This is a genomic window from Pseudomonas izuensis (assembly GCF_009861505.1).
Lineage (GTDB): Bacteria > Pseudomonadota > Gammaproteobacteria > Pseudomonadales > Pseudomonadaceae > Aquipseudomonas > Aquipseudomonas izuensis.
This window is the reverse complement of the sequence record NZ_WTFT01000043.1, coordinates 23326-46797: the sequence shown is the minus strand read 5'-3', so window position 1 is coordinate 46797 and position 23472 is coordinate 23326. Positions and strand designations below refer to the sequence as shown.

Here is a 23472-nt window from a genome sequence, read left to right as displayed (position 1 = left end):
ACGGCAGAAACCAAAAAAAACGATCAGCAACAAAAATAAGAAAGCACCGTGCGAGGTTCGACGTTGATGAAGAGAAAACTCCGATCAGGCCTGAGTGCCAGTCTGCTGGCCGTGGCCGCTTGTGTGGCGCTGCATTCGCCCTACAGCCTGGCAGCCCGCGACGCCCAGACCATCCTCAAGGAAACCTGTCAGGGCTGTCACACCCCCGAAGCCAATAACGCCCTGAGCCGCATCAGCCACCAGCGCAAGACGCCGGAAGGCTGGCTGATGAGCATTGCGCGCATGCAGACCATGCACGGTTTGCAGATCAGTGACGAGGACCGCCGGACGCTGGTCAAGTACCTGGCCGACACCCAGGGCCTGGCACCCAGCGAAACCGACGGCGTGCGCTACGCCATGGAGCGCCGGCTCAACACCGTGGAAAAATTCGACGACCAGACCAGCCAGATGTGCGGTCGCTGCCACTCCGGTGCGCGGGTCGCCCTGCAACGCCGTCCGGCCCAGGAATGGGAGCGTCTGGTGAACTTCCACCTCGGCCAATGGCCGTCGCTGGAGTATCAGGCACTGGCCCGCGACCGCGACTGGTTCGATATCGCTCGCAAAGACATGGTGCCGCTGCTGGCCAAGCGTTATCCGCTGGATAACCCGGCCTGGAAAAAATGGCTGGGCACCGCGCCGAAAAGCGAGGCACTGGTGGGTGACTGGAGCTTCAGCGGGCACTTGCCCGGTAAAGGCGAGCTGGCCGGCGTCATGAGCGTGACAGCCGACGGCAACGACACCTTCAAGGTCAGCGTCAAGGGCCAATACGCCGACGGTTCGCCGTTCAACGGCGACGGCAGCGCGATTCTCTACACGGGCTACGAATGGCGCGGCAACGTGACCATCGATGGCGTGACCATGCGCCAGGTCTTCGCCGCCCAGGGCAACGCCCTGCAGGGCCGGATGTTCGAGGCCGAGCATGATGAGCGTGGCCTGGATTTCGTCGCCGCCAAGCAGGGCTCCAGCCGTTTGCTCGCGGTGCAGCCAGGTTATCTGAAGGCCGGCAGCGAAACCGAAGTGACTTTGATTGGCACCGGCTTGATCGGCAGTGGCCTGGCCGGCAAGCCGAACTTCGGCAAAGGCGTGGACGTGGTCGAAGTCGTCTCCCAAAGCCCGGAACAGATCAAAGTCAAACTCAAGGCGGCCGCCAACGCCCAGCCGGGCGTGCGCGCGGTCAGCGTCGGCTCGCTGAAAGGCCCGCAACTCTCGGTCTACAACAAGATCGATGCGGTCAAAGTCGTGCCTGAGTTCTCCGTGGCACGGATCGGCGAGGGCGGTGGTTCGACGCCGAAAGTCCAGGGCCGTTTCGACGCCGAAGCCTGGGGCAAGGGCGCCGATGGCAAGCCGTATCGCATCGGCGTGTTCCCGGCGCAGTGGAAGGTCGAGGCCTTCGACGATCGCGCCAAGGAAGACGAAGACGTCAAGTTTGCAGGCACCATGCAGGCCGACTCGGGCGTATTCACCCCGGGCGATGCCGGGCCGAACCCTGCACGCAAAATGTCCACCAACAATGCCGGCAACCTCAAGGTGATCGCCGCCGTCGACGACGCAGGAAAATCCCTGACCGGCGAAGGCCACATGATCGTGACCGTGCAACGCTGGAACAATCCACCCATTCCTTGAGTTGGCCTGATCGTCAGCGATTCAGACACTTTTCGGAATGATCGCAAGCCCTGCACAACGGGGCTTGCACAGGAGGTTTGCCATGGGCGCAATTTTGAATCTGGTCGAACGCAACCTGCACGAAGTGCACGTAGACGCCGACCGCATGCTGTTCCACATCCCCAGCAGTTCGCTGTTCGCCAGCGATGAACTGACGGGCACCATCATCGACACCTTGCGTGGCCCCGGCTGTTCCTCGGACGACCTGATCCAGCGCCTGGCCGCGCGTTTCAACGGCGAGGAAATCACCGAGACCCTGCGCGAGTTGATGGCCCTGGAACTGGTCAGCGACGGCTCGCCGCTGACCCCGGACATCGCCACCAAACGCGTCGAACGCACCGCCATCAACACCGTGGTGCTCAACGTCAACACCGGCTGCAACCTGAGCTGCACCTACTGCTACAAGGAAGACCTCGACAAGCCGTCGGCCGGCAAGAAGATGGACGTGGATACGGCCATTGCTTCCGTCGAAATGCTGCTGCGCGAATCCCCGGACGAAGAGCGTTTCACCGTGGTGTTCTTTGGCGGCGAGCCGCTGAGCAATCGCAAGCTGATCGAGTACATGGTCGACTACTGCGAGAAGCGTTTTGCCGAGGCCGGCAAGTTCGTCGAATTCGTCATGACCACCAACGCCACGCTGCTCACCGAAGAGACCGTGGATTACCTCAACGCCCACCGTTTCGGATTGTCAGTGAGTATCGACGGGCCGAAAACCGTGCACGACCGCAACCGCATCACCGTGGGCGGGCAGGGCACTTACGACGTGGTGCGACGCAAGGCCGAGATGCTGTTGTCGCGCTATAACAGCCGCCCGGTGGGCGCGCGGGTGACCCTGACCACCGGCGTCACCGACGTCGAAACCATCTGGGATCACCTGTTCAATGAGCTGGGTTTTGCCGAGGTCGGTTTCGCCCCGGTGACCTCCGGCGACATCAGCAGTTTCAACCTCACCAGCGATGAACTGGTGCAGGTGTTCGCCAACATGAAGGCCCTCGGTCGCCGTTACCTGGAAGCGGCGCTGGAGCATCGCAACATCGGCTTTTCCAACCTGCACCAGTTGATCACCGACATCCACGAAGGCCACAAGAAAGCCCTGCCGTGCGGCGCGGGCCTGAAGATGCTGGCGGTGGATCACAAGGGCGAACTGAACCTGTGCCACCGGTTTACCGGTTCGAGCCTGCCGACCTTCGGCAACGTCCACAGCGGTGTGAAACAGGTGGAGTTGAACGACTTCCTGTCCCAGCGCCTGGACCGCACCAACACCGGTTGCGAAGACTGCCAGATCCGCAACCTGTGCTCCGGCGGCTGCTACCACGAGAGCTACGCCCGCTACGGCGACCCGACGCACCCGACCTATCACTACTGCGAACTGATGCGTGACTGGGTCGACTTCGGCATCGAGGTCTACACCCGGATCATGGCCAACAACCCTGCGTTCATCAGCAGCTACATCACTCCGCGCAAGGCTCACTGATATGAAACATCTCAAGGCAATCAATAACAAGGCGTTGAAGCTGGATCAGGCCGCGGACGAGAACCGCATCGAAGAAGTCGTAGCCATGAGTTCCGTGGCGGGCTGTGCCTCGACCACCGACCCGGGTTGGGAAATCGATGCATTTGGCGGTGTGTCGTCGTTGTGCCAGCCGATGGAAGCCGACCTGTATGGCTGCTCCGACCCGTGCTGGTGGCCGGCCCAGGTGCCGGACATGATGAGTACCTACCCGGACTGGAACAAGGATGCGCAGGCGTCCAACGACAACTGGCGCAACCTCGGCACTGTCTTCCCGAAAGACAAGTGATCTGACAGAAGAAGGATTCCAGCATGCGTAATTTGAAAGCCTGCGGCTTGGCCGCGTTCGCCGTCCTTAGCGCTCTTTCGCTCACCGTTGTGGCCGATGAAAACACCGCGCTGCAAGACGGTCATGAATACATGTTGACCACCAATTATCCGAACAACCTGCACGTGATCGACCTGGCCACCGACACGTTGTTCAAGACCTGCAAGATGCCGGACGCCTTCGGTCCGGGCACTGTGCAGCTGTCGCCGGATCGCAAGACCGCTTACGTGCTGAACAATCACTACGCGGATGTCTATGGCGTCGAACTCGACAGTTGCAAACAGGTGTTCCACGCCAGCATCACCCAGAAGCCCGGGGAGAAAGCGAGGTCCATGTTCGCCTTCACCCTCAGCCACGACGGCAAGGAACTGTTCACCATCGCCAACCCGACGTTGATGCTCAACGATCACTACGAAGTGCAGCAACCCCGGCTCGATGTGTACAAGACCGACGCCGGTATGGACGCCAAACCCGTGCGCAGCTTCCCGGCGCCGCGGCAGCTGACCATCATGCAGAGCGGTGACGACGGCACGTTGTACGTGGCCGGTGCGGATATCTACAAGGTCAACGTGCAGACCGGCAAGTTCGACGTGCTGATCCCCAGCCGTCACTGGAAACGCGCCAACTACGCCGCGCCCGACGTGCTCTATGTATGGAACCAGCAGACCTATCGCCATGACTTCTCGCTGCTCTACACCACCGCGAAGTTCAAGGACAAGAAACAGGACCCGGCCACCGCCGACTTCCTGTACGGCCTGTTCAGCATCGACCTGAAGACCGGCAAGACCGAAACCACTGACTTCGGTCCCCTGACTGAAATCTATTTCAGCGGCATGCGCTCGCCGAAAGACCCGAACTTGATGTTCGGCGTGCTCAACCGCCTGGCCAAGTACGACATCAAGGAGAAAAAGATGCTTCAGGCGGCGACGCTCGATCACTCCTACTACTGCATTTCCTTCAACAAGGACGGCAGCAAGATCTACCTGGCCGGGACGTTCAACGATGTGGCGATCTTCGATGCCGACAGCCTGAAACAGATTGGCAGCATCAAGATGCCGGGTGGGGACATGGCGATTACCACGGCGCAGGTTTTTGTGCGGTAAATTGCAGCGTCTGCACTGACGCTATCGCGGCGGTGCGACGATTCGACAAGCCTTGCTCCCACAGGTCCGCGTCGTTTGTCATGAACGACACAAACCTGTGGGAGCAAGGCTTGCCCGCGATGAGGCCTTCAAATACACCGAAGAATCAAACCCCCGGCACCGGACACCCCAAATCCCCCTCCTGGCACTTCAAGTATGTCTTGAACGTCTCAATCCGCGCCTTGGTCAATTCCGTCACGCAATTGCCGTAGATCAGCGGATAAACACTCCCGCCTTCCACACCTGACGCCGAAAACCTGCATTCGGCATCGCGAAACGCAATCCACGAACGCTGCGCACTCACCAGCAGTTTCTTGCTCTCAGGATTGCCCTTGAGCCTTGAAGTGATTTGTTGATACAGCGCATTCAACTCCTTGTCTGCCGCCGCATGCTGCTGCGACGCACACAGGTTCATCGTGGCCTGGTCGGCAGCATTGGCGCAGTCCACGGCATGGGCCAGTTGGCTGAGCAGCAAAGGCGTCAGCGCCAGGAAAAAGCGTGTGCGCATGGGGAAAACTCGCTGTGTCAGAGGGGATAGGAGGGCAGTGTAGCGAAGCGAAAAGCGATGCAAAGAGAGCGATTGCGACAACTGACACCCGATTCATACAACTTTCGGGCTGGACATGTGGTCTTACAGGCCTACTGTTGTTCAGTACAGGAGGTGACATATGAAACCAGTACCCAATAGTTTTGAACGCAAAATAATGCTCAGGTCGCCGCGCTCCCATGTCTGGCGCGCATTGGTCGATGCCGAGGCGTTCGGTCAATGGTTCGGTGTCGCGCTCGAAGGCAGGCGTTTCATTGCCGGCGAGTGGACCCAGGGACAAGTCACGTATCCCGGTTATGAACACGTGTTGTGGAATGTGTTGGTCGAGCGGGTCGAACCGCAGCAGTTGTTTTCGTTTCGTTGGCACCCCTACGCCGTGAATCCGAAGATCGACTACTCCCAGGAACCCACCACGCTGGTGAAGTTCGAACTGGCGGATTTCGAGGACGGCACGCTGCTCAAGGTGTCCGAGTCAGGTTTCGCCCACATTCCCGACATCCGTCAAAAAGAAGCGTATTACATGGACAGCCGTGGCTGGGAAGAGCAATTGGGCAGGCTCGAGCACTTTCTCGTCGAAAGCGCCAAGGCCCGCGAGCGTGAAAGTGAATGAGGCATCTAAGGGTTTTCGGAAGGGTGCTATAGCGAATGTCTTACACGCGATGGTAGCTATGTCGTCTATTGCGGATTGGATCCGATGCGTATTCTGGCCCCATCCACTGACGCACAGGGAGTGCTCAGGATCATGGATGATCGGCCATTTGCATGGAGTGCTGACGACAGGGAGTCGTAATGGTCTTGGAAAAACCCGCTTCGGCGGGTTTTTTTGTGGGCGCCTGAAAAAGGCTGGCGAAACTCTAACTGTAGGAGCGAGCCTGCTCGCGATGGTCTCAAGAGCACCGCGTTCAACCAGTGAACACGCGTTATCGTTAACGACCATCGCGAGCAGGCTCGCTCCTACGGGAATTAAAGTTCGAGTTTCGCCGCGGCACGCTCGGTGATTTGCGCCCGCAGCTTCAACGACCCGGCGGCGCGTTGTCGGGCCTCTTCCAGAACGCGACTGGGTGCTGTTTCCGGGCTCCCGGCCTGGAACGGCGGCGCCGGCGCGTATTCCAGCTGCAATTGCACCAGCTCGGCAGTGTCCTGATCGAACAACTCGGCCGCCAGGGTCAGGGCAAAATCGATGCCTGCGGTGATTCCGCCACCGGTCAGCAGATTGCCGTCGCGCACCACCCGACCCTTCACCGGAACCGCCCCCAACGGCGCCAGCAACTCGTGATAGGCCCAGTGGGTGGTGGCGCGCTTGCCCTTGAGCAGCCCCGCCGCACCGAGTACCAGCGCACCGGTGCACACCGAGGTGACATAACGCGCCGTCGCGGCCTGTTCCCTGAGGAACGCGAGGGTCTGGTCATCTTCCATCAACGGCCCGACACCGCTGCCGCCGGGCACGCAGATCACATCCAGCGCCGGGCAGTCATCGAAGGTGGTGGTGGGCTTGAGCATCAGACCGGTGCTGGCGGTGACGGGCATCAGGTCCTTCCAGATCAGATGCACCTTCACATCGGGCAACGAGGCCAGCACGTCGTAAGGGCCGGTGAGGTCGAGTTGCTGCACCTGTGGAAACAACAGAAAACCGATCTGCAAGGTCATGGTGTTTTTTCTCCTGAAGTGGGTGGACGACTTCACTGTAGGCGCCTAGCATTTGGCGCATACGCCAATCACCCCACGAATTACGCCAAAATGCCCAAAACCATTCATGTGCTTGCATTTGCCAATGTGCAATTGCTCGACGTCACCGGGCCGTTGCAGGTGTTCGCCTCGGCCAACGACATCGCCCGTCAGCAAGGTTCGCCCACGCCTTACGCGCCGACGGTGATCGCCAGTGGCGGCGGGGCGGTGATGTCGTCGGCAGGGTTGGCGTTGTTGGCCGAACCGTTACCGCAGCAGGGCAGCGATACCCTGATCATCGCCGGGGGCTGGGGTGTTTACGCGGCGGCGGAAGACCAACCACTGGTCACTTGGGTGCGCGAGCACGCGGCGCATTGCCGGCGGGTTGCATCGGTGTGCACAGGGGCGTTTTTGCTGGCGGCCAGCGGCTGGCTCGATGGCCGGCGCGTGGTCACCCACTGGACCCGCTGCGATCAACTGGCGCAGAAGCACCCGGCGCTGCTGGTCGAGCCCAATCCGATATTCATCAACGACGGCCCGGTCTGGACCTCGGCCGGGGTCACCGCCGGCATCGACCTGGCGCTGGCGATGGTCGAAGCCGACCTCGGCCGCAACATGGCCCTGGAAGTCGCCCGTCAACTGGTGGTGTTCCTCAAGCGGCCCGGTGGCCAGTCGCAATTCAGCGTGACCCTGTCCTTGCAGAAAGAAGGCAATCGGTTCGACGAGCTTCACGCCTGGATCAGCGAAAATCTCACCCAGGATCTCGGCATCCCGAACCTGGCCTTGCAGGCCGGCATGAGCGAGCGCAGCTTCGTGCGTCACTACCGCGCCGACACCGGCCAGACACCCGCCCGGGCCATCGAGTTGATTCGAGTCGAGACGGCGCGACGCCTGCTCAGCGACACCGGCGTGCCGATCAAGCGGGTCGCCGTGCAATGCGGATTCGGCAGCGAAGAAACCCTGCGTCGCTGTTTTCTGCGGGCCACGGGCGTGACGCCGCAGGCCTATCGCGAACGTTTTTCCGTCAGTGCTGCAGCAGATCCAGTAACGCTTTGAGCGTGGCCTCGGGGGCTTCTTCGGGAATGTTATGCCCGACCCCCGCCAGCACCCGGCGCTCGTAACGCCCGGTGAAGTGTTCGAGATCGTCGTCGATTTCCGGTGCCGGGCCCACGCCATCGTCGGCACCACACAGGGAAATCGTCGGCACGCTGATCGGTGGTTGCTTGGCCAGGGCCTCCTCCATCCACTCCAGCGCCGGATCGCCGGGCGCATACATGAACCGATGCCGGTACGAGTGAATCACCACCTCGACGAAATCCGGGTTGTCGAAGGCTGGTGCGCTCAAGGGGTATCGCTCAGGGCCTTGGGTCCAGGTCGGCGACCACAGCTTCCAGAGCAATTCACACAAGCTGCGGCGATTTTTCGTCAAGCCTTCGACGCCGCGCGGCGTGTGGAAGTAGTACTGATACCACAGGCGATGCTCGGTTTCCGGGGCCCGTGGCTGGGTCGAACGGGGAATGTCCTGCAGGTTGTAGCCATCCCCCGTCACCAGGCAACGCACCCGCTGCGGCCACAACGCCGCCACGATACACGCCGCCCGACCGCCCCAGTCGTAGCCGCAGAGGGCTGCTTTCGAGATGGAGAGGGCGTCCATCAGGTCGAGCAGATCCTGGGCGAGGGCGGCTTGCTGACCTGAGCGCAATGTATCGGGGCTGTTGAAACGGGTCGGGCCGTAGCCGCGCAGGTACGGGACGATGACGCGGTAACCTTTGGCTGCGAGGGGCGGAGCGATTTCGTCATAGGCGCGGGCCGAGTAGGGGAAACCGTGGAGCAAGATCACCGGGTCGCCGGTGCCGGGGCCGTGTTCCTCGTAAGCAACGTTGAGCAGCGGTGTGCGGACTGTTTTTATTGGATGTTCAGCCACGGCAGGCTCCTGATTTCAGACCTGACGACAGACTAGCCCAAGGGACTACATCCCTGTTGAGCAAATCACGCCTCTGCCACCTGGTTGAAATACTTTGCCCGTTCCGGCGTGAACGTCACCACCATCCCCGTGCGTGAACAGGTCAGCGCCCGTTCCTCGCTCAAATCCACATCCAGATCCTCCCCACGCAAACCCTGCCATTGGGCGAGGTATTTGAGCGAGCCGTACTTTTCGAGTTTTTTCAGGCTGCGGCTGACGCCACCTTTCCAGCCCAGCACCGGCAGTTCACCGGCGAGACATTGTCGGGCGAGGTCGGGAAAGCGGGCGGCGCGTTGGCGACCGATTTCCCAGCACTTGATCAGACCCTTGTCGTGGGCCTCCCACAGTTCGTCGCGGTTCAAGCCGGTACGAAGGGGGAGATCGATGCTGCGGTGGATGCGTTGGGTCATGCCGGTTCCTTGAGTTCGGGTTTTGTTGGACAGCTCCGCTGTGCCCGTTGAACCGGGATGTTAGGTGGGGGTGTAACGGCTGGCAACAGGGTATTTCCGGGTGTTTTGTTTAAAAAATGTAGGGCTTTGGCCAGCGAAAAACCTTTGGCGAGCGGGCTTTTGTGGCGAGGGGATTTATCCCCGTTCGGCTGCACAGCAGTCGCGAAACCATTCAAAAGCAGAATACCTGACACACCGTGCGCTACAAATTTGGGGCTGCTTCGCAACCCAACGGGGATAAATCCCCTCGCCACAAAAGCCCGCTCGCCACAGATGACAGGCGGTGTCTGATAGATGGTATTCAAGGCTGCCAAAACCCCTTCTCCCCACTCAACTTCCGGTCCAGAAAACACGCCGCGCTGATCAACGCCAGATGCGTCAACGCTTGCGGCGTATTCCCCATATGCCGCCCATGACTGTCGAACTCCTCGGCGTACAGCCCCAGCGGGTTGGCGAAGCGCAGCAGTTGCTCGAATTCCAGATGGGCTTTTTCCACCCGTCCGGCGCGGGCCAGGCATTCGACGTACCAGAAGGAGCACGCGGCGAACGCGCCTTCGGTGCCGGGCAGGCCGTCGATGTGGGTCTGTTCGTTGCAGTAGCGGTAAACCATGCCGTTGCGCACCAGGTTTTTCTCGATGGCATCGAGGGTGCCGAGCCAGCGTGGGTCCCTGGCGCTGACGAAACGCACCAGTGGCATTAGCAGCATCGAACCGTCGAGGCCGGTGCCGCCGATGTGCTGGACGAAATGCCCGTGTTCTTCATTCCAGAAATTCGCCCAGATGTCGGCGTAGATCGCCTGACGGGTCTGGTCCCAGCGGGCGAACGGGGCGGGCAGGGAGCGTTTCGAGGCGAGACGGATCGCCCGGTCCAGCGCCACCCAGCACATCAGGCGCGAGTGCAGAAAGTGATGTTGTTCGCCGCGCATTTCCCAGATGCCGACGTCTTCCTGCTGCCAGGTGTCGCAGACTTGATCGACCACTTCCACCGTGTGTTTCCAGCCCTCGTGGGAAATGGCTTCGCCGTACTTGTTGACCAGGTACACCGCATCCATCAGCTCGCCGAAGATATCGAGCTGGACTTGCGCATAAGCCAGATTGCCAATGCGCACCGGTTTCGCGCCGCCGTGACCGGATAAATGCGCAAGTTCGATTTCCGGCAGTTCCTGTCGGCCATCGATGCCATACAGAATATTCAGCTTCATGGCTTTGCCGTGACAGTCGCTGACCCGCCCGCGCAACCAGCGCATGTAGGCGTTGGCCTCTTCGGTAAAACCCAGGCGCATGAAGGCGTACACGGTGAACGAGGCGTCGCGGATCCAGGTATAGCGATAATCCCAGTTGCGTTCGCCGCCGGTGGTTTCCGGCAGGCCGAAGGTCGCCGCCGCAAGGATTGCGCCGTGTTTGCGTGAAGTCAGCAGCTTCATGGCCAATGCCGAGCGGCTGACCATTTCCCGCCAGCGACCGCGATAGTTGGATTGGCCGATCCAGTCGCGCCAGAACTTCAGCGTGCGCTCCAGGCACAAATCCGCGGCGCCTTTCTTGAAGCGCGGATCATCGATGGCGCCGAGCAGGAACTCGGCGGTCTGGTCCTGTTCGAGGGTGAATAGAGCAACGGCGGCGTCGGCGTCGATGTTCAAGGGCAGGTCAGAGGACAAGCGCAGGGGTGGCTGGTCGATGGCTTCAAAGATCACGTCTTTATTGTCGAGGCGGGCACATGTATTGGCGCGGGCATAGTCATGGCGCACGGCACATCGCAGATGAAAGTCTGCCTTGCCACTGACCACCCGCACCCTACGCATCAACAGCGGCAAGTCATCTTCAGTGTCACCAATGGGCAGCAGATCGGTGATTTCCACTACCGCGCGGTCGCTCAGCCAGCGGGTTTGCAGCACGTTGGTATCGGGCAGGTAGATTTGCTCGCGGCGGGCGTCGGGCAAATCCGGGGAAAGCTGGAAAATCCCTGCTTCGGGGGTATCGAGCAACGAACAGAAAATCGACGGGCTGTCGAATTCCGGCCAGCAGAAAAAATCCACGCTGCCCTTGTCGTTGACCAGTGCGGCACTGCGCATGTCGCCGATAATGCCGTGGGCGTCGATGGGGCTTTGGCGTTCGGGGTGGTGGTCAGTCATTGTCGAGAAAACTCCGGGAACTGAGAGCCTGATCAGAGGACAGGTCCGGACGGCCTGGAGTTCATTTGTCTGGGAGTACCCAGTGGCCGGCAGGCCAACCCTTCACGCAACAATGCTCGAACGGGATCGGCCTGCCCCGGGTTCAGTCAGCGCGGTTCAACATGATACCGAGCGCTATGTTTATGCCATTCCAGATTCCCGGCGATCCAGGCCTTCAAGCCTTTGAGGTAGCGTTGAAGCAGAGGCGAGGCATTGCCCAGCAGTCTGTCCTCGGCCACTTCGTAATCGCGCATTACGTCATCGTGAATATCGGCAATGTGGTCGATCGCCTGTTGCAGGGTGCACTGATGTTGTGCAGCGAGCAGGTATGGCAACTTGAATTCACCCACCTCGTTCATATGCTCTTTGTAAGCGGAATAAAGGTCGTTGACCAACGTCGTGGCGAGGGAAGCCAGTGCGGTGATCTGATGAACCTGCGGTTGTGAATACAGATTGGCGGGTACCTCGTACCCGCCGATCGGATCGATCAACACCAGGCACGGCCAGAAGCTGTTGACCTGTCTGCTGGCCAGGTATTCGGCAATCGTCGGTTTCGTGTCGTATATGCGCCAGGCTCCTTCGGCGGCCATCGTCACGAACATGGCGATGCTGATCTGGCGAACCCTTGCGACTTGTGACGGCGTGCAGAATTCTTCAACCCGCTTCATATAAGCGCGCAGCCCGACCAGCACCGGGTCACTGTCGAGCTGGCGTTCGAGTTCGGTGTCGAAAGAGCGGGGCAGGTAAACCGGATCCATGGCGGCAATGGCGAACGACAGGCGAGGGGCGACAGTTGCCGGGCTACAGCCCAGTGAACGGTCATCGCAAAAATGGTCGTCCACCGCGAACAGGGCTGCCAGGCACTGGCCCTGGAGTAACAGACGATCCGGATCGTCTGTATCCGTGTGACACAACATGGCATAGCGACCGAAGTTCGAATCGCGGATCTTTTCGAGTTTGCCCGCAAATATGCCGATGCGTCCGACCCATGACATCAGCCGGTCGTTGACCTCCTTGCCGAGTGCTTCGTCGATTCGCAGCGGCGATGGACAGTGCAGTGGACGCACCACAAAAGGTGCAAGGGTCGGTTTGGGGGCGCTTGTCCCAGTCGGTTGTTGTGTCATCGGGATTCTCCTTTCTTCCATGTCAATTACACAGCCTGTGGCACGCGCAGGCCTCTGCTGTTGGACGCTGATTCAATCCCGCGCCTGTGCAGTCTCATTCCAGGCTTTCAAATCGGCAGGGCCGAGGGTTTCAAAAATCCGCCGAAACCAGATGCTGAACGTGTCGGGGGCCGCGGCAATGCTCGGGGGGATTTGCGCGAGCGCCATCCACTGCCAGTTGCTGGCTTCTTCGGGATTGGCGATGGGATCGGTGTGACACAGGCCGGCGAAGATGTGGTCGTACTCATGTTCGATGAGCTGGTTTGACACTTGCTCGCGGTAGAGCAGCGTGGCGACTTTTTGCAGTGGGCAGGTGATGCCCATTTCTTCCTGCAAGCGTCGTTTCGCCGCCGCCAGGGTTCGTTCACCTGGCCGGGGATGACCGCAGCAGGTATTGGTCCATAACCCTTGAGAGTGGTACTTGCCCGAAGCGCGCTGTTGCAGCAGGACACGCCCGTTCTTGTCGAAAATGAAGATCGAGAACGCACGATGCAGCAAGCCTTGTTGATGGACCTGCATCTTGGGGGCGTAACCGCGTTTACGATCGTGGGTATCGACCAGGATGAGTAACTCTTCCATAGCTGGACTCCATTGTGTCTTCGCTACTGGCGTTACTACTGACCGACTGCGTAGAGAAAATAGGGCAGGTGAAGAACAAAAAACTAGTTGTCGGGGGAGAGGCTTTCAAGCGGTTACTTAGATTGTTTGGATGTTGTGTGAAGTCGTTTTTCGCTTCTACGGATTTATGCAATTTGTATAACGCCATCGCTGAGCTGTTTGCCCGCGACCGAAGCTGCCCCAGTGCGAATGTGGCTTTCACATTCACCCAACAATTTGTTGCTTCCCCCTCGATTGGCCGTTGTGGCAACTTGCAGGCCCTTATCGAGGCCAGCCCCATGGCAAACCCCTACCGCGAACTATTCAAAGCCCCTGGCGCCCGAGCCTTTGTGCTGGCCGGGATGATTGCGCGTATGCCGATTTCCATGACCGGTATCGGCCTGATCACCATGCTTTCGCAGTTGCAGGGCGGCTACGCACTGGCCGGGGCTGTGGCGGCGACTTTTGCGCTGGCCACGGCATTTTGTGCGCCGCAGGTGTCGCGACTGGTGGACCGTTTCGGTCAGCGGCGGATCCTGCCGGTGTCGGCGCTGATCGGCGGCGGGGCGTTGTTGCTGGTATTGCTCTGCACCCGTTTGCAGGCGCCGCAATGGACGCTGTTTGTATTTGCCGCGCTGGCCGGTTGTATGCCGAGCATGTCGGCGATGGTGCGGGCGCGCTGGACCGAGCTGTATCGCGGCCAGCCGCAACTGCAAACCGCCTATGCCCTGGAGTCGGTGCTCGACGAAGTCTGCTTCATTGTCGGGCCGCCGTTGTCGGTGGGTCTGTGCGTGGTGGCGTTCCCCGAGGCCGGGCCGCTGGCGGCATTGTTGATGCTGGCAATCGGGGTCACGGCGTTTGTCCTGCAACGCAGCACCGAGCCGGCGGTGCATCCCCATGAAGAACATCATATGGGTTCGATCATTCGCTCTGTGGACATCCAGTGGCTGATGTTGCTGATGGTCGCCATGGGCACCATCGTCGGCGTGGTGGATGTGGTCAGCGTGGCGTTCGCCCGGCAGCAGGGCCAACCCGCGGCGGCGAGCATTGTGCTGTCGGTGTACGCCATCGGCTCATGCCTGGCCGGGCTGGCATTCGGCGCGCTGCGTTCGAAGGTGCCGCTGCCGCGCCTGTTTCTCTACGGTGGGGTAGCGACGGCGGTGACGACCTTGCCGTTGTTGCTGGCGACGAATATTTTCGGGCTGTCGCTGGCGGTGTTCGTCGCCGGGCTGTTTTTTGCCCCGACGCTGATTGTCGCCATGGCCCTGGTGGAGCAGATCGTGCCGCCGGCCAAGCTCACCGAAGGCCTGACGTGGCTGGTCACCGGCTTGAGCATCGGCGTCGCGATCGGCGCGGCCAGTTCCGGGTGGCTGGTGGATGCGTTCGGGGCGCGCAGCGGGTTTTGGGTGGCGATTGCGGCGGGGGCCGTGGTGTTGGGTTCTGCGGTGCAGAGTTTCCGTCATTTGAAATAGAGGTTAATTGTGGGAGCGAGCCTGCTCGCGATGGAGTGTCAGCCACATTGATGTCGACTGATACACCATCGCGAGCAGGCTCGCTCCCACAGGGATATTCCTTCGACTAATTTCTGTCAGGTTTCATCCGTTCTCCTAGACAGACAACTTTTCGAGGTAAGCCCGGTGACCCAGCTGACATTGCTGTGCCTGCCCTATTCGGGTGCGAGCGCCATGGTTTACAGCCGCTGGCGGAACAAACTGCCGCAGTGGCTGAAATTGCAGCCGGTGGAGCTGCCGGGACGGGGCGCGCGGTTTGGTGAGCCATTGCACACCGATATGCGGCGGTTGGCGCTGCAACTGGCGCTGGAACAAAAAACCACGCTCAAGGCCCCCTACGCGCTGTTCGGCCATAGCCTCGGCGCGCTGCTGGCCTGTGAGATGGCGCATGCGTTTCGCTCGCTCGGTTGCGCCGAACCGGTGGCCCTGTTTGCCTCGGGTACCGCTGCGCCGACAATGCGTGCCGACTACGACCGTGGTTTTGCCGAGCCCAGAACCGATGCCGAACTAATCGAGCAACTGCGCACGCTCAACGGCACCAGCGAGGAAGTACTGGCCAACCAGGAGCTGATGAGCCTGACCCTGCCGATCCTGCGCGCCGACTTCCAGTTGTGCGGGCGGTTCGAGCCATTGCCACGTCCACTGCTCCAGTGCCCGGTACACGTGCTCGGCGGCAAGGCCGACCGGGCTACCACCGAACAGTTGATCGGCTGGAGCCAGGAAACCCGTGGCAGCTTTTCCCTGGACATGCTCGGCGGCGGGCACTTCTTCATTCATGAGCATGAGGCCAAGGTACTCAAGGTGATCAAGGATCAGCTTGAAGTGCATCATCGCCGACATGCCATGGCTGCCAGCGCCTGACCGGGCCCACCACCTTCGCTGCGATGCGGCGATCCGACAAGCCAGCTCCTACAGTAGATATTCGTTGTAGGAGCTGGCTTGCCAGCGAAGGGGCCCGAATGAACGATACAAATCTTCAAAGCTGAACCCTTCCTGAAGAACCCCGCGATTCCCCCTGCAAGGTTTTGTAACAGGTTTACTCTCCACATACCGGGGCGTAAGCTTCGCGCGTTTTCAATCCATAGCGGAGACCCACAGTGGGTACTTGTTCGAGTGACAGTAGTCGGCCGGTTTCGATAACCGGCACATCCTCGGCCTGATAGCGCGCCATCTTTTTTGTGCCGTTGTCTCGCCGTAATAGCGAGCAGCGGCATCCCGATCACGGCCATTCCCGGCCGGTATCCCGACGTCCTTCTCATCGACGCTGAACCGTGCGTGATGTTCGACCTTTTGTCGTCATCGCGGCGCACCGACACGCCTGCTCGACGGTTTCCCGGCTGATCCTGGGGGAACTGCCATGAACCTGACCCTGCTCAAAGAATTCTTCGCCGGATTCCTGCGCACCCGCCACATCGCCCGGCATTTCCGTCGCCTGGCGCTGCTGGAAAACTTCACCGACACCACGGTCAGCCGCGAGGTGCCGCCGACCCTGGCGCAAACCCTGGTCAGCGCCGCCGGCAGCGACACCGGCGCGCTGCTGGGCACTTTGGGCAGTCACACCGACGGCTTGAGCGAACTGGAAGCCGAGGCACTGCGCGAGCAATTCGGTCTCAACGAGGTCGAGCACGAACAACCGCTGCCGTGGTGGACCCACCTGTGGCACTGCTACAAGAATCCTTTCAACTTGCTGCTGACGTTGCTGGCGGTCATCTCCTGGCTGACCGAAGACATGAAAGCCGCCATCGTGATTTTTTCCATGGTGGTGCTTTCGACCTTGCTGCGCTTCTGGCAGGAAAGCAAATCCAACCAGGCCGCCGATGCGCTCAAGGCGATGGTGAGCAACACCGCGACGGTACTGCGTCGCGATATGGAAAACGGCGGTACACAGCGTCTCGAATTGCCGATCAAGCAACTGGTGCCGGGCGACCTGATCGTGCTGTCGGCCGGCGACATGATTCCCGCCGATTGCCGGGTGCTCAGTGCCAAGGACCTGTTCGTCAGCCAGGCGGCGATGACCGGTGAATCGATGCCGGTGGAAAAATTCCCGCGCCGCCAGGACAGCGACACCCTCAATCCACTGGACCTGGACAACATTCTGTTCATGGGCACCAACGTGGTGTCCGGCACGGCGATGGCGGTGATCCTCACCACCGGCAACAACACCTATTTCGGTGCACTGGCGCAACGGGTCGGCGCAACCGACCGTGCCCCCACCTCGTTCCAGACCGGGGTCAACAAAGTCAGCTGGTTGTTGATCCGCTTCATGTTCGTCATGGCGCCGCTGGTCCTGTTCATCAACGGCTTCACCAAGGGCGACTGGACCCAGGCGCTGCTGTTCGCACTGTCGATTGCCGTGGGCCTGACCCCGGAAATGCTGCCGATGATCGTAACCTCGACCCTGGCCAAGGGCGCGGTGTTCCTGTCGCGCAAAAAAGTCATCGTCAAACGTCTGGATGCGATCCAGAACTTCGGTGCCATGGATGTGCTATGCACCGACAAGACCGGCACCCTGACCCAGGACAAGATCTTCCTGGCGCGCAATGTCGATGTCTGGGGCAATGACTCCGATGACGTACTGGAAATGGCTTACCTCAACAGTTACTACCAGACCGGCCTGAAAAACCTGCTGGACGTGGCAGTGCTCGAACACGTGGAAATCCACCGTGAATTGAAAGTCGGCACGGCGTTTCGCAAGGTCGATGAAATCCCGTTCGACTTCACTCGCCGGCGCATGTCGGTGGTGGTCGCCGAACGTGATCAACCGCATCTGCTGATCTGCAAAGGCGCCGTGGAGGAGGTGCTGGGGGTCTGCTCGCGGGTGCGTCATGGCGAGGTGGATGAAGTGCTCAGCGAAGTGCTGCTGGCGCGGATTCGCCAAGTCACTGCGACATTCAACGCCGAAGGTCTTCGGGTGGTTGCCGTGGCGGCCCGGCCAATGATCGAAGGGCGTGATACCTACAGCCTGGCCGATGAACGGGAACTGACCCTGATCGGTTACGTCGCCTTCCTCGACCCACCCAAGGAAAGCACCGCACCGGCGCTCAAGGCCCTGGCTGCCCACGGCGTGGCGGTGAAAGTACTCACCGGCGACAACGAACTGGTGACCGCGAAAATCTGTCGCGAAGTCGGGCTGGAGCAACAAGGCCTGCTGCTGGGCAACGATGTCGAACGCATGACCGATGCCGAACTCGCGGTCGCGGTGGAGCGCACCAACGTCTTTGCCAAACTGACGCCGTCGCACAAGGAACGCATCGTGCGCCTGCTCAAGGGCAACGGCCATGTGGTCGGTTTCATGGGCGATGGCATCAATGACGCCCCGGCCCTGCGGACCGCCGACATCGGCATTTCGGTGGACAGTGCCGTGGACATCGCCAAGGAAGCGGCGGACATCATCCTGCTGGAAAAAAGCCTGATGGTGCTGGAGGAGGGCGTGCTGGAAGGGCGGCGCACCTTCGCCAACATGCTCAAGTACATCAAGATGACCGCCAGTTCCAACTTCGGCAACGTGTTCTCGGTGCTGGTGGCCAGTGCGTTCATTCCGTTCCTGCCGATGCTGCCGATGCACCTGCTGGTGCAGAACCTGCTCTACGACATTTCGCAGATCGCCATCCCGTTCGATAACGTCGACGCCGACATGCTGAGAAAACCACAACGCTGGCAGCCCGCGGATGTCGGTCGGTTCATGCTGTTCTTCGGGCCGATCAGCTCGATCTTCGATATCACGACCTTTGCCTTGATGTGGTACGTGTTCGATGCCAATACCCCGGACCATCAGACACTGTTCCAGTCCGGCTGGTTCGTGGTCGGGCTGCTGACTCAGACGCTGATCGTGCACATGATCCGCACGCCGAGGGTGCCATTCCTGCAAAGCCGCGCGGCGATGCCGCTGATGGTGATGACCGGGCTCATCATGGCCGTGGGGATTTTCCTGCCGATGGGACCGCTGGCGCATTACTTCAAGCTGCAGGCGCTGCCGTCGCTGTACTTCGTGTTCCTGCCGGTGATTCTGCTGGCGTACATGGGCCTGACCCAGGCGGTGAAGGGGTTCTACATCCGGCGGTTTGGCTGGCAATGATCCCGCCGCTCCCTGTGGGAGATTCTTTGGTTGAGGGGAAGTATCCGAGCGACCGAGATCCACGGTGGGAGCGAGCCTGCTCGCGAAGAGGCCATCCCATCCAATATCCATGCTGACTGACCCACCGCTTTCGCGAGCAGGCTCGCTCCCACAGGGGGATGTGCCGGACGCAACAGCTGTGATCGCGTGTATCCGATGGGGACTGGTATTTAGGAAAAGTCCTACAGAAAGCTCGAGGGGTCTTCCGTAGCCTTGCGCCCTCATTAATCTGACTCGCTTGCGGGGGGCCACGTTGTCGAACAAGTCATTACGCATCCTGATCGCTGACGAACAACACTTTCACCGGTTGCGGATCGAACGCTGGTTCAACCAGCTTGGCTACTACGGGGTGGCGCCGGTGCAGAGCCTCGAAGAACTGCTGATTCTGGTGGAGTACGCCAGCGAGCCCTTCGACCTGCTGGTCGTCGATGCTGCACTGGCCGATGGCAAGCTGGATCTGCTGGGTTTGTGCCTCGATAACCGGCAACTGGATCACGTGTTGATCTACAACGGTAAGCAGGCCGGGCTGTCACCCATTCCCGCCGGTGAAAAAAATAGGGTTCAGGTAAGCCATGCTTCGTTGCCTGATCTCACATCAATCCAGCGCCTGATGGCCGTCGTCGATCCGCGGTTACCGTTCGTCGGCACTGTCATTTCTGTCAGGTAGTGCCGCGCAGTTATCCGTGCCAGAGTCTATGCGCAGCCACTGCGTTTAATTTGGGTCTTGCTCAATCGTCGTGTTTTTGCCCAGGGAGTTGCCATGAAGTCAGTGTTGATTGCGGACGATCATCCGGTGATTCGCGGGGCACTCAAAATCGTACTCAGGCAGGAGGGCTACAAGCACATCCTTGAAGCCGGCACTGGCAACGAAGTTTTGCCGATGATCCGCCAGCATGAGCCGGATCTGGTGGTGCTGGATTTGAACATGCCGTGCCTCGACGGGCTGGAAGTGCTGGCACGTATCCAGGCAAGCGAAGTGCGGTGCCGGATCGTGGTCTTCACGTCCCAGGAAGCGGAGCATTTCCAGGATCGTTGCATGCGTGCCGGTGCCTCGGCTTATGTCGCCAAGACCAACGATCTGGAGCATTTGCAAAAAGCCGTGCACGCGGTGATGGGTGGATACAGCTATTTCGCGCGCCTGCCCTCGAGTTCGGTATCGATGAGCATCATGCAACGCAGCGAAAAACAGATGATCGACAATTTGTCGGACCGCGAATTGACGATTTTCCAGCAACTGGCCCGGGGCATGAGCAACAAGGCCATCGCCGAGGCCCTGCATTTGAGCCACAAGACTGTCAGTACCTACAAAACCCGTTTGATCGAAAAACTCAACGTGGAATCGCTGGTGCATCTGCGCGATCTTGCCCTGCGCAATCATCTGATCTGAATGAACGCCTTGCGATATCCGCGCATTTTGAAAAGCCTGCTATTGCTGGGCGTTTTCCTGTGGGGCATCAATGTCAGCGCCCAACCACAAACACTGACGTTGCTGGGACGCTCCAGCGCAGAGGGTTATACCGCCCCGCTCTCTGAAGCCGATACCCGCTGGTTGCAGCAAAAAGGTAAGCTGGTGCTGGCCGTTTCAGTACCTTATCCGCCCTTCGAAATCACCCCTACCGATCGCGCACTTGAAGGCGTGACGGCGGACTATGCCGGTCTGCTCGGTCAGTTGTTACAGGTGGAGGTTCAGGTGCGGCGCCTTACGTCGCGAGAGGAGGCAATCCGGACGCTCAAGCAAGGGAATGCGGACCTGCTGGGAACAGCCAACCGGTATGAGGCACAGGATCCACAGCTACAGATGTCCAGCGCCTATGCCGTCGATCAACCAGTACTGGTGACACGAACCGATTTGCCGAATGTGCCGGACCCGACGTTGGCAGGCAAGCGCCTGGCGATGGTGTACCACTACCTGCCTGAACACAGCGTAAAACAGTTCTATCCCGAGACTGATGTTCAGCTTTACCCCTCGACCCTTGCAGCCGTGGGGGCGGTGGCTTTCGGTCAGGCGGATGTCTTTTTGGGTGACGCGCTCTCTGCCCACTACCTGATCAGCAAAAACTATCTCAATAACGTCGTGCTGGCCGACTTTTCACCCATGGAACCCGGTCACTTCGCCTTTGCCCTGAGCCGCGACAACCGGCGGCTGCTGCGCATCGTCAACCAGGCGTTGGCGGCGATCCCGGCCAATGAACAGATGAACATTCTGCGGCGGTGGGGGGCGAACGGGGCGTCGATGCCGGGTACGAAATCACTGCAATTGAGCGTGGCCGAACAACGCTGGCTCGACCGACACCCCCGTGTGAGCGTGGCGATCAACGACAATATCCCGCCGATCACCTTCATCGACAGCGATGGCAAGTTTCGCGGTATCGGCGTCGATGTGCTGACGAAAATCAGTCTGCGCACCGGGTTGCAATTCGACATCCGGGCCATGCGGTCGGTTACGGACATGGTCAACGGCATCAAGAGCGGCGAGGTCGACGTGCTGGCCGGGATTGGCCTCAGTACCCGGCGTGAAGAGGACCTGCTGTTTACCCGGCCATTCCTGAGCAGTCCTTCCGTGCTGGTGACTCGCGTGGCGCCCGACAGCCCCAGAACCCTCGAAGAGATGGCGGGAAAAACCCTGGCAATGACCCATGGCAACATTGCCGGCGAGTTCGTTCGGCAACACTTCCCGCTGATTCGCAGTGTGGATGCGCCCCTGTCGGCGGATGCCATGGAAATGGTTGCCCAGGGCAAGGCCGATGGCAGTATCAATTCGTTGATCAGCGCCCGTTACCTGATTTCCCGGCAATACCGCGATCGCCTGCAAGTGACCAGCGCCGTGGGCATCGATCCCGCCCGCAGTACCCTGGCGACCAGTCGCGAGGCGACCGAGCTGCATTCGATCCTGGACAAGGCGTTGCTCAGTATCCCCCCTGAAGAAATCGAAGAACTGAGGCAACTTTGGCGCAATGACCTGATGGTGGAGCAAAGCGTTTGGCTGCGTCACCGAGACACCATTTTTCAGACGTTCGCCGCGGCCGGCTTCCTGCTGTTGCTAGCCTTGGCCGGGATCGCCTGGCAGCGTCGGCAGATTCGTTTGCGCCAGCAACTGCTGGGGCAACTGCAGGAGGCCAAGGACGCCGCAGACGATGCCAACCGCGCCAAGACCACGTTCCTGGCCACCATGAGCCATGAGATCCGCACGCCGATGAACGCCCTGTTGGGCATGCTTGAACTGGCGCAGAAAAGGGCCGAGGAGGGCGTTACCGACCGTGCGGCCATCGAGGTGGCGTCCAAGGCCGGGCAACAGCTGCTGGCATTGATTGGCGACATTCTGGACATCGCCCGTATCGAGTCCGGGCATCTGTCGCTGTCGCCGGAGCGGGCCAATCTGCAGGCGTTGGTGATGTCGGTGTGCCGGGTTTTCGAAGGCCTGGCACGGCAGAAGAACCTGCGATGGCAGGTGGAACTGGGTGAGCACAGCGACCGCGATGTGCTGGTCGACGCCACCCGCTTGAAGCAGGTGCTGTCCAATCTGCTGAGCAATGCGATCAAGTTCACCCACGAAGGCGAGGTCAGCCTGTGCTTGCGTGTGGTGCCGGCGCCGCCGGACCGTCTTGCCGTCACGGTATGCATCGAGGACAGCGGCATCGGCATCAGCGCCTATGACCAGCAACGGCTGTTCAGCCCGTTCGTGCAGGCGGGGAACAGCCAGCAATCACCCCGCCAGGGTTCCGGCTTGGGGTTGGTGATCAGTCGAACGTTGTGCGAAATGATGGGGGGGAACTTGCGGCTCGACAGCTCTCTGGGGCGCGGCACCCGGGTGGATATCAGCCTTGAACTGGATGCGTTGCAACCTTTGCCCGACATTGAAATGCTGCAGGAGAAATCGCAGGTTCGCCCCTTGAGCATTCTGGTGGTCGACGATTACCTACCCAATCGCGAATTGCTTTCGCGGCAATTGAGTTATTTGGGGCATCAGGTACAGGTCGCGGAGGATGGCCAGCAAGGTTTCGAACAATGGCGTGAACAGGCCTTCGATCTGGTCATCACCGACTGCAACATGCCGAAGGTCAGTGGTTATGAACTGGCGGGAGCGATCCGCGATGAGGAGCGGTTTGAAGTGGGGGAGCGAACGGTGATCCTGGGCTTTACCGCCAATGCACGACCCGAGGAAAAAGTACGTTGCATTGAAGCCGGCATGGACGACTGCCTGTTCAAGCCGATCCGGCTGGTCGACTTGAGCGCATGGTTGGCCTCGAGATTCTCCAGCGAACCGGCAGGCGTGACCCCATTGCCTTCCCCCGAAATCGACTTGAGCGGGCTGCGCAAATTCACGGGGGCCGACGATGAACTGATCACTCAGCTGTTGAGCGATCTGGCCGTGACCAATCGCGATGACCGCGAGCGCCTGCTGCAAGCTCATGCCCGTGGCGATTACCACGGTTTGCAGGACCTGGCGCACCGTATCAAGGGCGGGGCGCAGATGGTCCGGGCGCAGAATCTGGTCGAGTGTTGTGAGCAACTGGAGCATGCATGCGGTAGGGGGGATGCCTCACTGATCGACGCCGCCGTCGATCAGTTGCATCAAGCCATGACCCGCCTGGACCACAGTCTCGAGCGGAGCTGA

At 60.3% G+C, this 23472-nt stretch carries 19 protein-coding genes; 12 read left to right on the top strand and 7 right to left on the bottom strand.

What is annotated here, in order from left to right:
- Window positions 1-66: 66 nt before the first annotated feature.
- The 4 genes from peaA (at window position 67) to peaD (ending at window position 4642) form a co-directional block, all read left to right on the top strand.
- The gene (peaA, locus tag GPL81_RS27710) at window positions 67-1662 is read left to right on the top strand and encodes a quinohemoprotein amine dehydrogenase subunit alpha (RefSeq protein ID WP_160109293.1); all 1596 of its coding nucleotides are present in this window, start codon (window positions 67-69) and stop codon (window positions 1660-1662) included.
- Window positions 1663-1744: 82 nt separating this feature from the next.
- Window positions 1745-3175 carry a quinohemoprotein amine dehydrogenase maturation protein gene (peaB, locus tag GPL81_RS27705; protein ID WP_160109292.1) on the top strand — a complete coding sequence of 477 codons (1431 nt, stop codon included), beginning with the start codon at window positions 1745-1747 and terminating at the stop codon, window positions 3173-3175.
- Between the two features lies 1 nt (window position 3176).
- Window positions 3177-3500, top strand: a complete 324-nt coding sequence (qhpC, locus tag GPL81_RS27700; RefSeq protein WP_008016081.1) for a quinohemoprotein amine dehydrogenase subunit gamma — start codon at window positions 3177-3179, stop codon at window positions 3498-3500.
- A 23-nt stretch (window positions 3501-3523) separates the two neighbouring features.
- Entirely contained in the window at window positions 3524-4642 is a 1119-nt protein-coding gene (peaD, locus tag GPL81_RS27695) for a quinohemoprotein amine dehydrogenase subunit beta (RefSeq protein ID WP_160109291.1), read from the top strand.
- 145 nt (window positions 4643-4787) lie between these two features.
- Here peaD and GPL81_RS27690 read toward each other — a convergent pair whose 3' ends face one another.
- Window positions 4788-5189, bottom strand: coding sequence for a lysozyme inhibitor LprI family protein (locus GPL81_RS27690; RefSeq protein ID WP_160109290.1), 402 nt, complete (start codon window positions 5187-5189; stop codon window positions 4788-4790).
- A 160-nt stretch (window positions 5190-5349) separates the two neighbouring features.
- Here GPL81_RS27690 and GPL81_RS27685 point away from each other — a divergent pair, with 160 nt between their 5' ends.
- The gene (locus tag GPL81_RS27685; RefSeq protein ID WP_160109289.1) at window positions 5350-5838 is read left to right on the top strand and encodes an SRPBCC family protein; all 489 of its coding nucleotides are present in this window, start codon (window positions 5350-5352) and stop codon (window positions 5836-5838) included.
- A gap of 353 nt (window positions 5839-6191) precedes the next feature.
- On the opposite strand, the gene inhA is transcribed toward GPL81_RS27685, so the two are convergent.
- The gene (gene inhA, locus GPL81_RS27680; protein ID WP_160109288.1) at window positions 6192-6875 is read right to left on the bottom strand and encodes an isonitrile hydratase; all 684 of its coding nucleotides are present in this window, start codon (window positions 6873-6875) and stop codon (window positions 6192-6194) included.
- Window positions 6876-6965: 90 nt separating this feature from the next.
- Between inhA and GPL81_RS27675 the strand changes: the two genes are divergently transcribed.
- Window positions 6966-7949 (top strand): GlxA family transcriptional regulator, encoded by a 984-nt coding sequence (locus GPL81_RS27675; RefSeq protein ID WP_160109287.1) that lies wholly within the window; start codon window positions 6966-6968, stop codon window positions 7947-7949.
- Here the strand turns inward: GPL81_RS27675 and GPL81_RS27670 are convergent.
- The 5 genes from GPL81_RS27670 to idi all read right to left on the bottom strand — a co-directional run bounded on the left by GPL81_RS27670 (window position 7918) and on the right by idi (window position 13214).
- Entirely contained in the window at window positions 7918-8817 is a 900-nt protein-coding gene (locus GPL81_RS27670) for an alpha/beta fold hydrolase (RefSeq protein ID WP_160109286.1), read from the bottom strand. The two genes, GPL81_RS27675 and GPL81_RS27670, sit on opposite strands and share 32 nt — an antisense overlap.
- A 65-nt stretch (window positions 8818-8882) precedes the next feature.
- A complete protein-coding gene (locus GPL81_RS27665; RefSeq protein WP_160109285.1) occupies window positions 8883-9266 on the bottom strand; it encodes a hypothetical protein in 384 nt (127 codons plus the stop codon).
- A 340-nt stretch (window positions 9267-9606) separates the two neighbouring features.
- The gene (locus GPL81_RS27660) at window positions 9607-11433 is read right to left on the bottom strand and encodes a glycoside hydrolase family 15 protein (protein ID WP_160109284.1); all 1827 of its coding nucleotides are present in this window, start codon (window positions 11431-11433) and stop codon (window positions 9607-9609) included.
- A 146-nt stretch (window positions 11434-11579) separates the two neighbouring features.
- Window positions 11580-12596, bottom strand: a complete 1017-nt coding sequence (locus GPL81_RS27655; protein ID WP_160109283.1) for a terpene synthase family protein — start codon at window positions 12594-12596, stop codon at window positions 11580-11582.
- A 72-nt stretch (window positions 12597-12668) separates the two neighbouring features.
- Entirely contained in the window at window positions 12669-13214 is a 546-nt protein-coding gene (gene idi, locus GPL81_RS27650) for an isopentenyl-diphosphate Delta-isomerase (RefSeq protein WP_160109282.1), read from the bottom strand.
- Window positions 13215-13531: 317 nt separating this feature from the next.
- Between idi and GPL81_RS27645 the strand changes: the two genes are divergently transcribed.
- From GPL81_RS27645 to GPL81_RS27620, 6 genes are all read left to right on the top strand, one after another.
- Window positions 13532-14704 carry an MFS transporter gene (locus tag GPL81_RS27645; RefSeq protein ID WP_160109281.1) on the top strand — a complete coding sequence of 391 codons (1173 nt, stop codon included), beginning with the start codon at window positions 13532-13534 and terminating at the stop codon, window positions 14702-14704.
- A 165-nt stretch (window positions 14705-14869) separates the two neighbouring features.
- On the top strand, window positions 14870-15604 hold the full coding sequence (locus GPL81_RS27640) for a thioesterase II family protein (protein ID WP_160109280.1): 735 nt from the start codon (window positions 14870-14872) through the stop codon (window positions 15602-15604).
- Between the two features lie 496 nt (window positions 15605-16100).
- Window positions 16101-18818 (top strand): magnesium-translocating P-type ATPase, encoded by a 2718-nt coding sequence (mgtA, locus tag GPL81_RS27635; RefSeq protein ID WP_160109279.1) that lies wholly within the window; start codon window positions 16101-16103, stop codon window positions 18816-18818.
- 292 nt (window positions 18819-19110) lie between these two features.
- A complete protein-coding gene (locus GPL81_RS27630; RefSeq protein ID WP_160109278.1) occupies window positions 19111-19524 on the top strand; it encodes an ANTAR domain-containing protein in 414 nt (137 codons plus the stop codon).
- A 93-nt stretch (window positions 19525-19617) separates the two neighbouring features.
- Window positions 19618-20244, top strand: coding sequence for a response regulator transcription factor (locus tag GPL81_RS27625; RefSeq protein WP_160109277.1), 627 nt, complete (start codon window positions 19618-19620; stop codon window positions 20242-20244).
- On the top strand, window positions 20245-23472 hold the full coding sequence (locus GPL81_RS27620) for a transporter substrate-binding domain-containing protein (protein ID WP_160109276.1): 3228 nt from the start codon (window positions 20245-20247) through the stop codon (window positions 23470-23472).

Coding starts and splice junctions, on each gene's coding strand:
- mgtA (WP_160109279.1), top strand. CDS start 16,101: ATGAACCTGACCCTGCTCAAAGAATTCTTCGCCGGATTCCTGCGCACC.
- GPL81_RS27660 (WP_160109284.1), bottom strand. CDS start 11,433: ATGACTGACCACCACCCCGAACGCCAAAGCCCCATCGACGCCCACGGC.
- GPL81_RS27665 (WP_160109285.1), bottom strand. CDS start 9,266: ATGACCCAACGCATCCACCGCAGCATCGATCTCCCCCTTCGTACCGGC.
- peaA (WP_160109293.1), top strand. CDS start 67: ATGAAGAGAAAACTCCGATCAGGCCTGAGTGCCAGTCTGCTGGCCGTG.
- idi (WP_160109282.1), bottom strand. CDS start 13,214: ATGGAAGAGTTACTCATCCTGGTCGATACCCACGATCGTAAACGCGGT.
- peaB (WP_160109292.1), top strand. CDS start 1,745: ATGGGCGCAATTTTGAATCTGGTCGAACGCAACCTGCACGAAGTGCAC.
- GPL81_RS27685 (WP_160109289.1), top strand. CDS start 5,350: ATGAAACCAGTACCCAATAGTTTTGAACGCAAAATAATGCTCAGGTCG.
- peaD (WP_160109291.1), top strand. CDS start 3,524: ATGCGTAATTTGAAAGCCTGCGGCTTGGCCGCGTTCGCCGTCCTTAGC.
- GPL81_RS27655 (WP_160109283.1), bottom strand. CDS start 12,596: ATGACACAACAACCGACTGGGACAAGCGCCCCCAAACCGACCCTTGCA.
- GPL81_RS27675 (WP_160109287.1), top strand. CDS start 6,966: ATGCCCAAAACCATTCATGTGCTTGCATTTGCCAATGTGCAATTGCTC.
- GPL81_RS27645 (WP_160109281.1), top strand. CDS start 13,532: ATGGCAAACCCCTACCGCGAACTATTCAAAGCCCCTGGCGCCCGAGCC.
- GPL81_RS27625 (WP_160109277.1), top strand. CDS start 19,618: ATGAAGTCAGTGTTGATTGCGGACGATCATCCGGTGATTCGCGGGGCA.
- qhpC (WP_008016081.1), top strand. CDS start 3,177: ATGAAACATCTCAAGGCAATCAATAACAAGGCGTTGAAGCTGGATCAG.
- GPL81_RS27620 (WP_160109276.1), top strand. CDS start 20,245: ATGAACGCCTTGCGATATCCGCGCATTTTGAAAAGCCTGCTATTGCTG.
- inhA (WP_160109288.1), bottom strand. CDS start 6,875: ATGACCTTGCAGATCGGTTTTCTGTTGTTTCCACAGGTGCAGCAACTC.
- GPL81_RS27690 (WP_160109290.1), bottom strand. CDS start 5,189: ATGCGCACACGCTTTTTCCTGGCGCTGACGCCTTTGCTGCTCAGCCAA.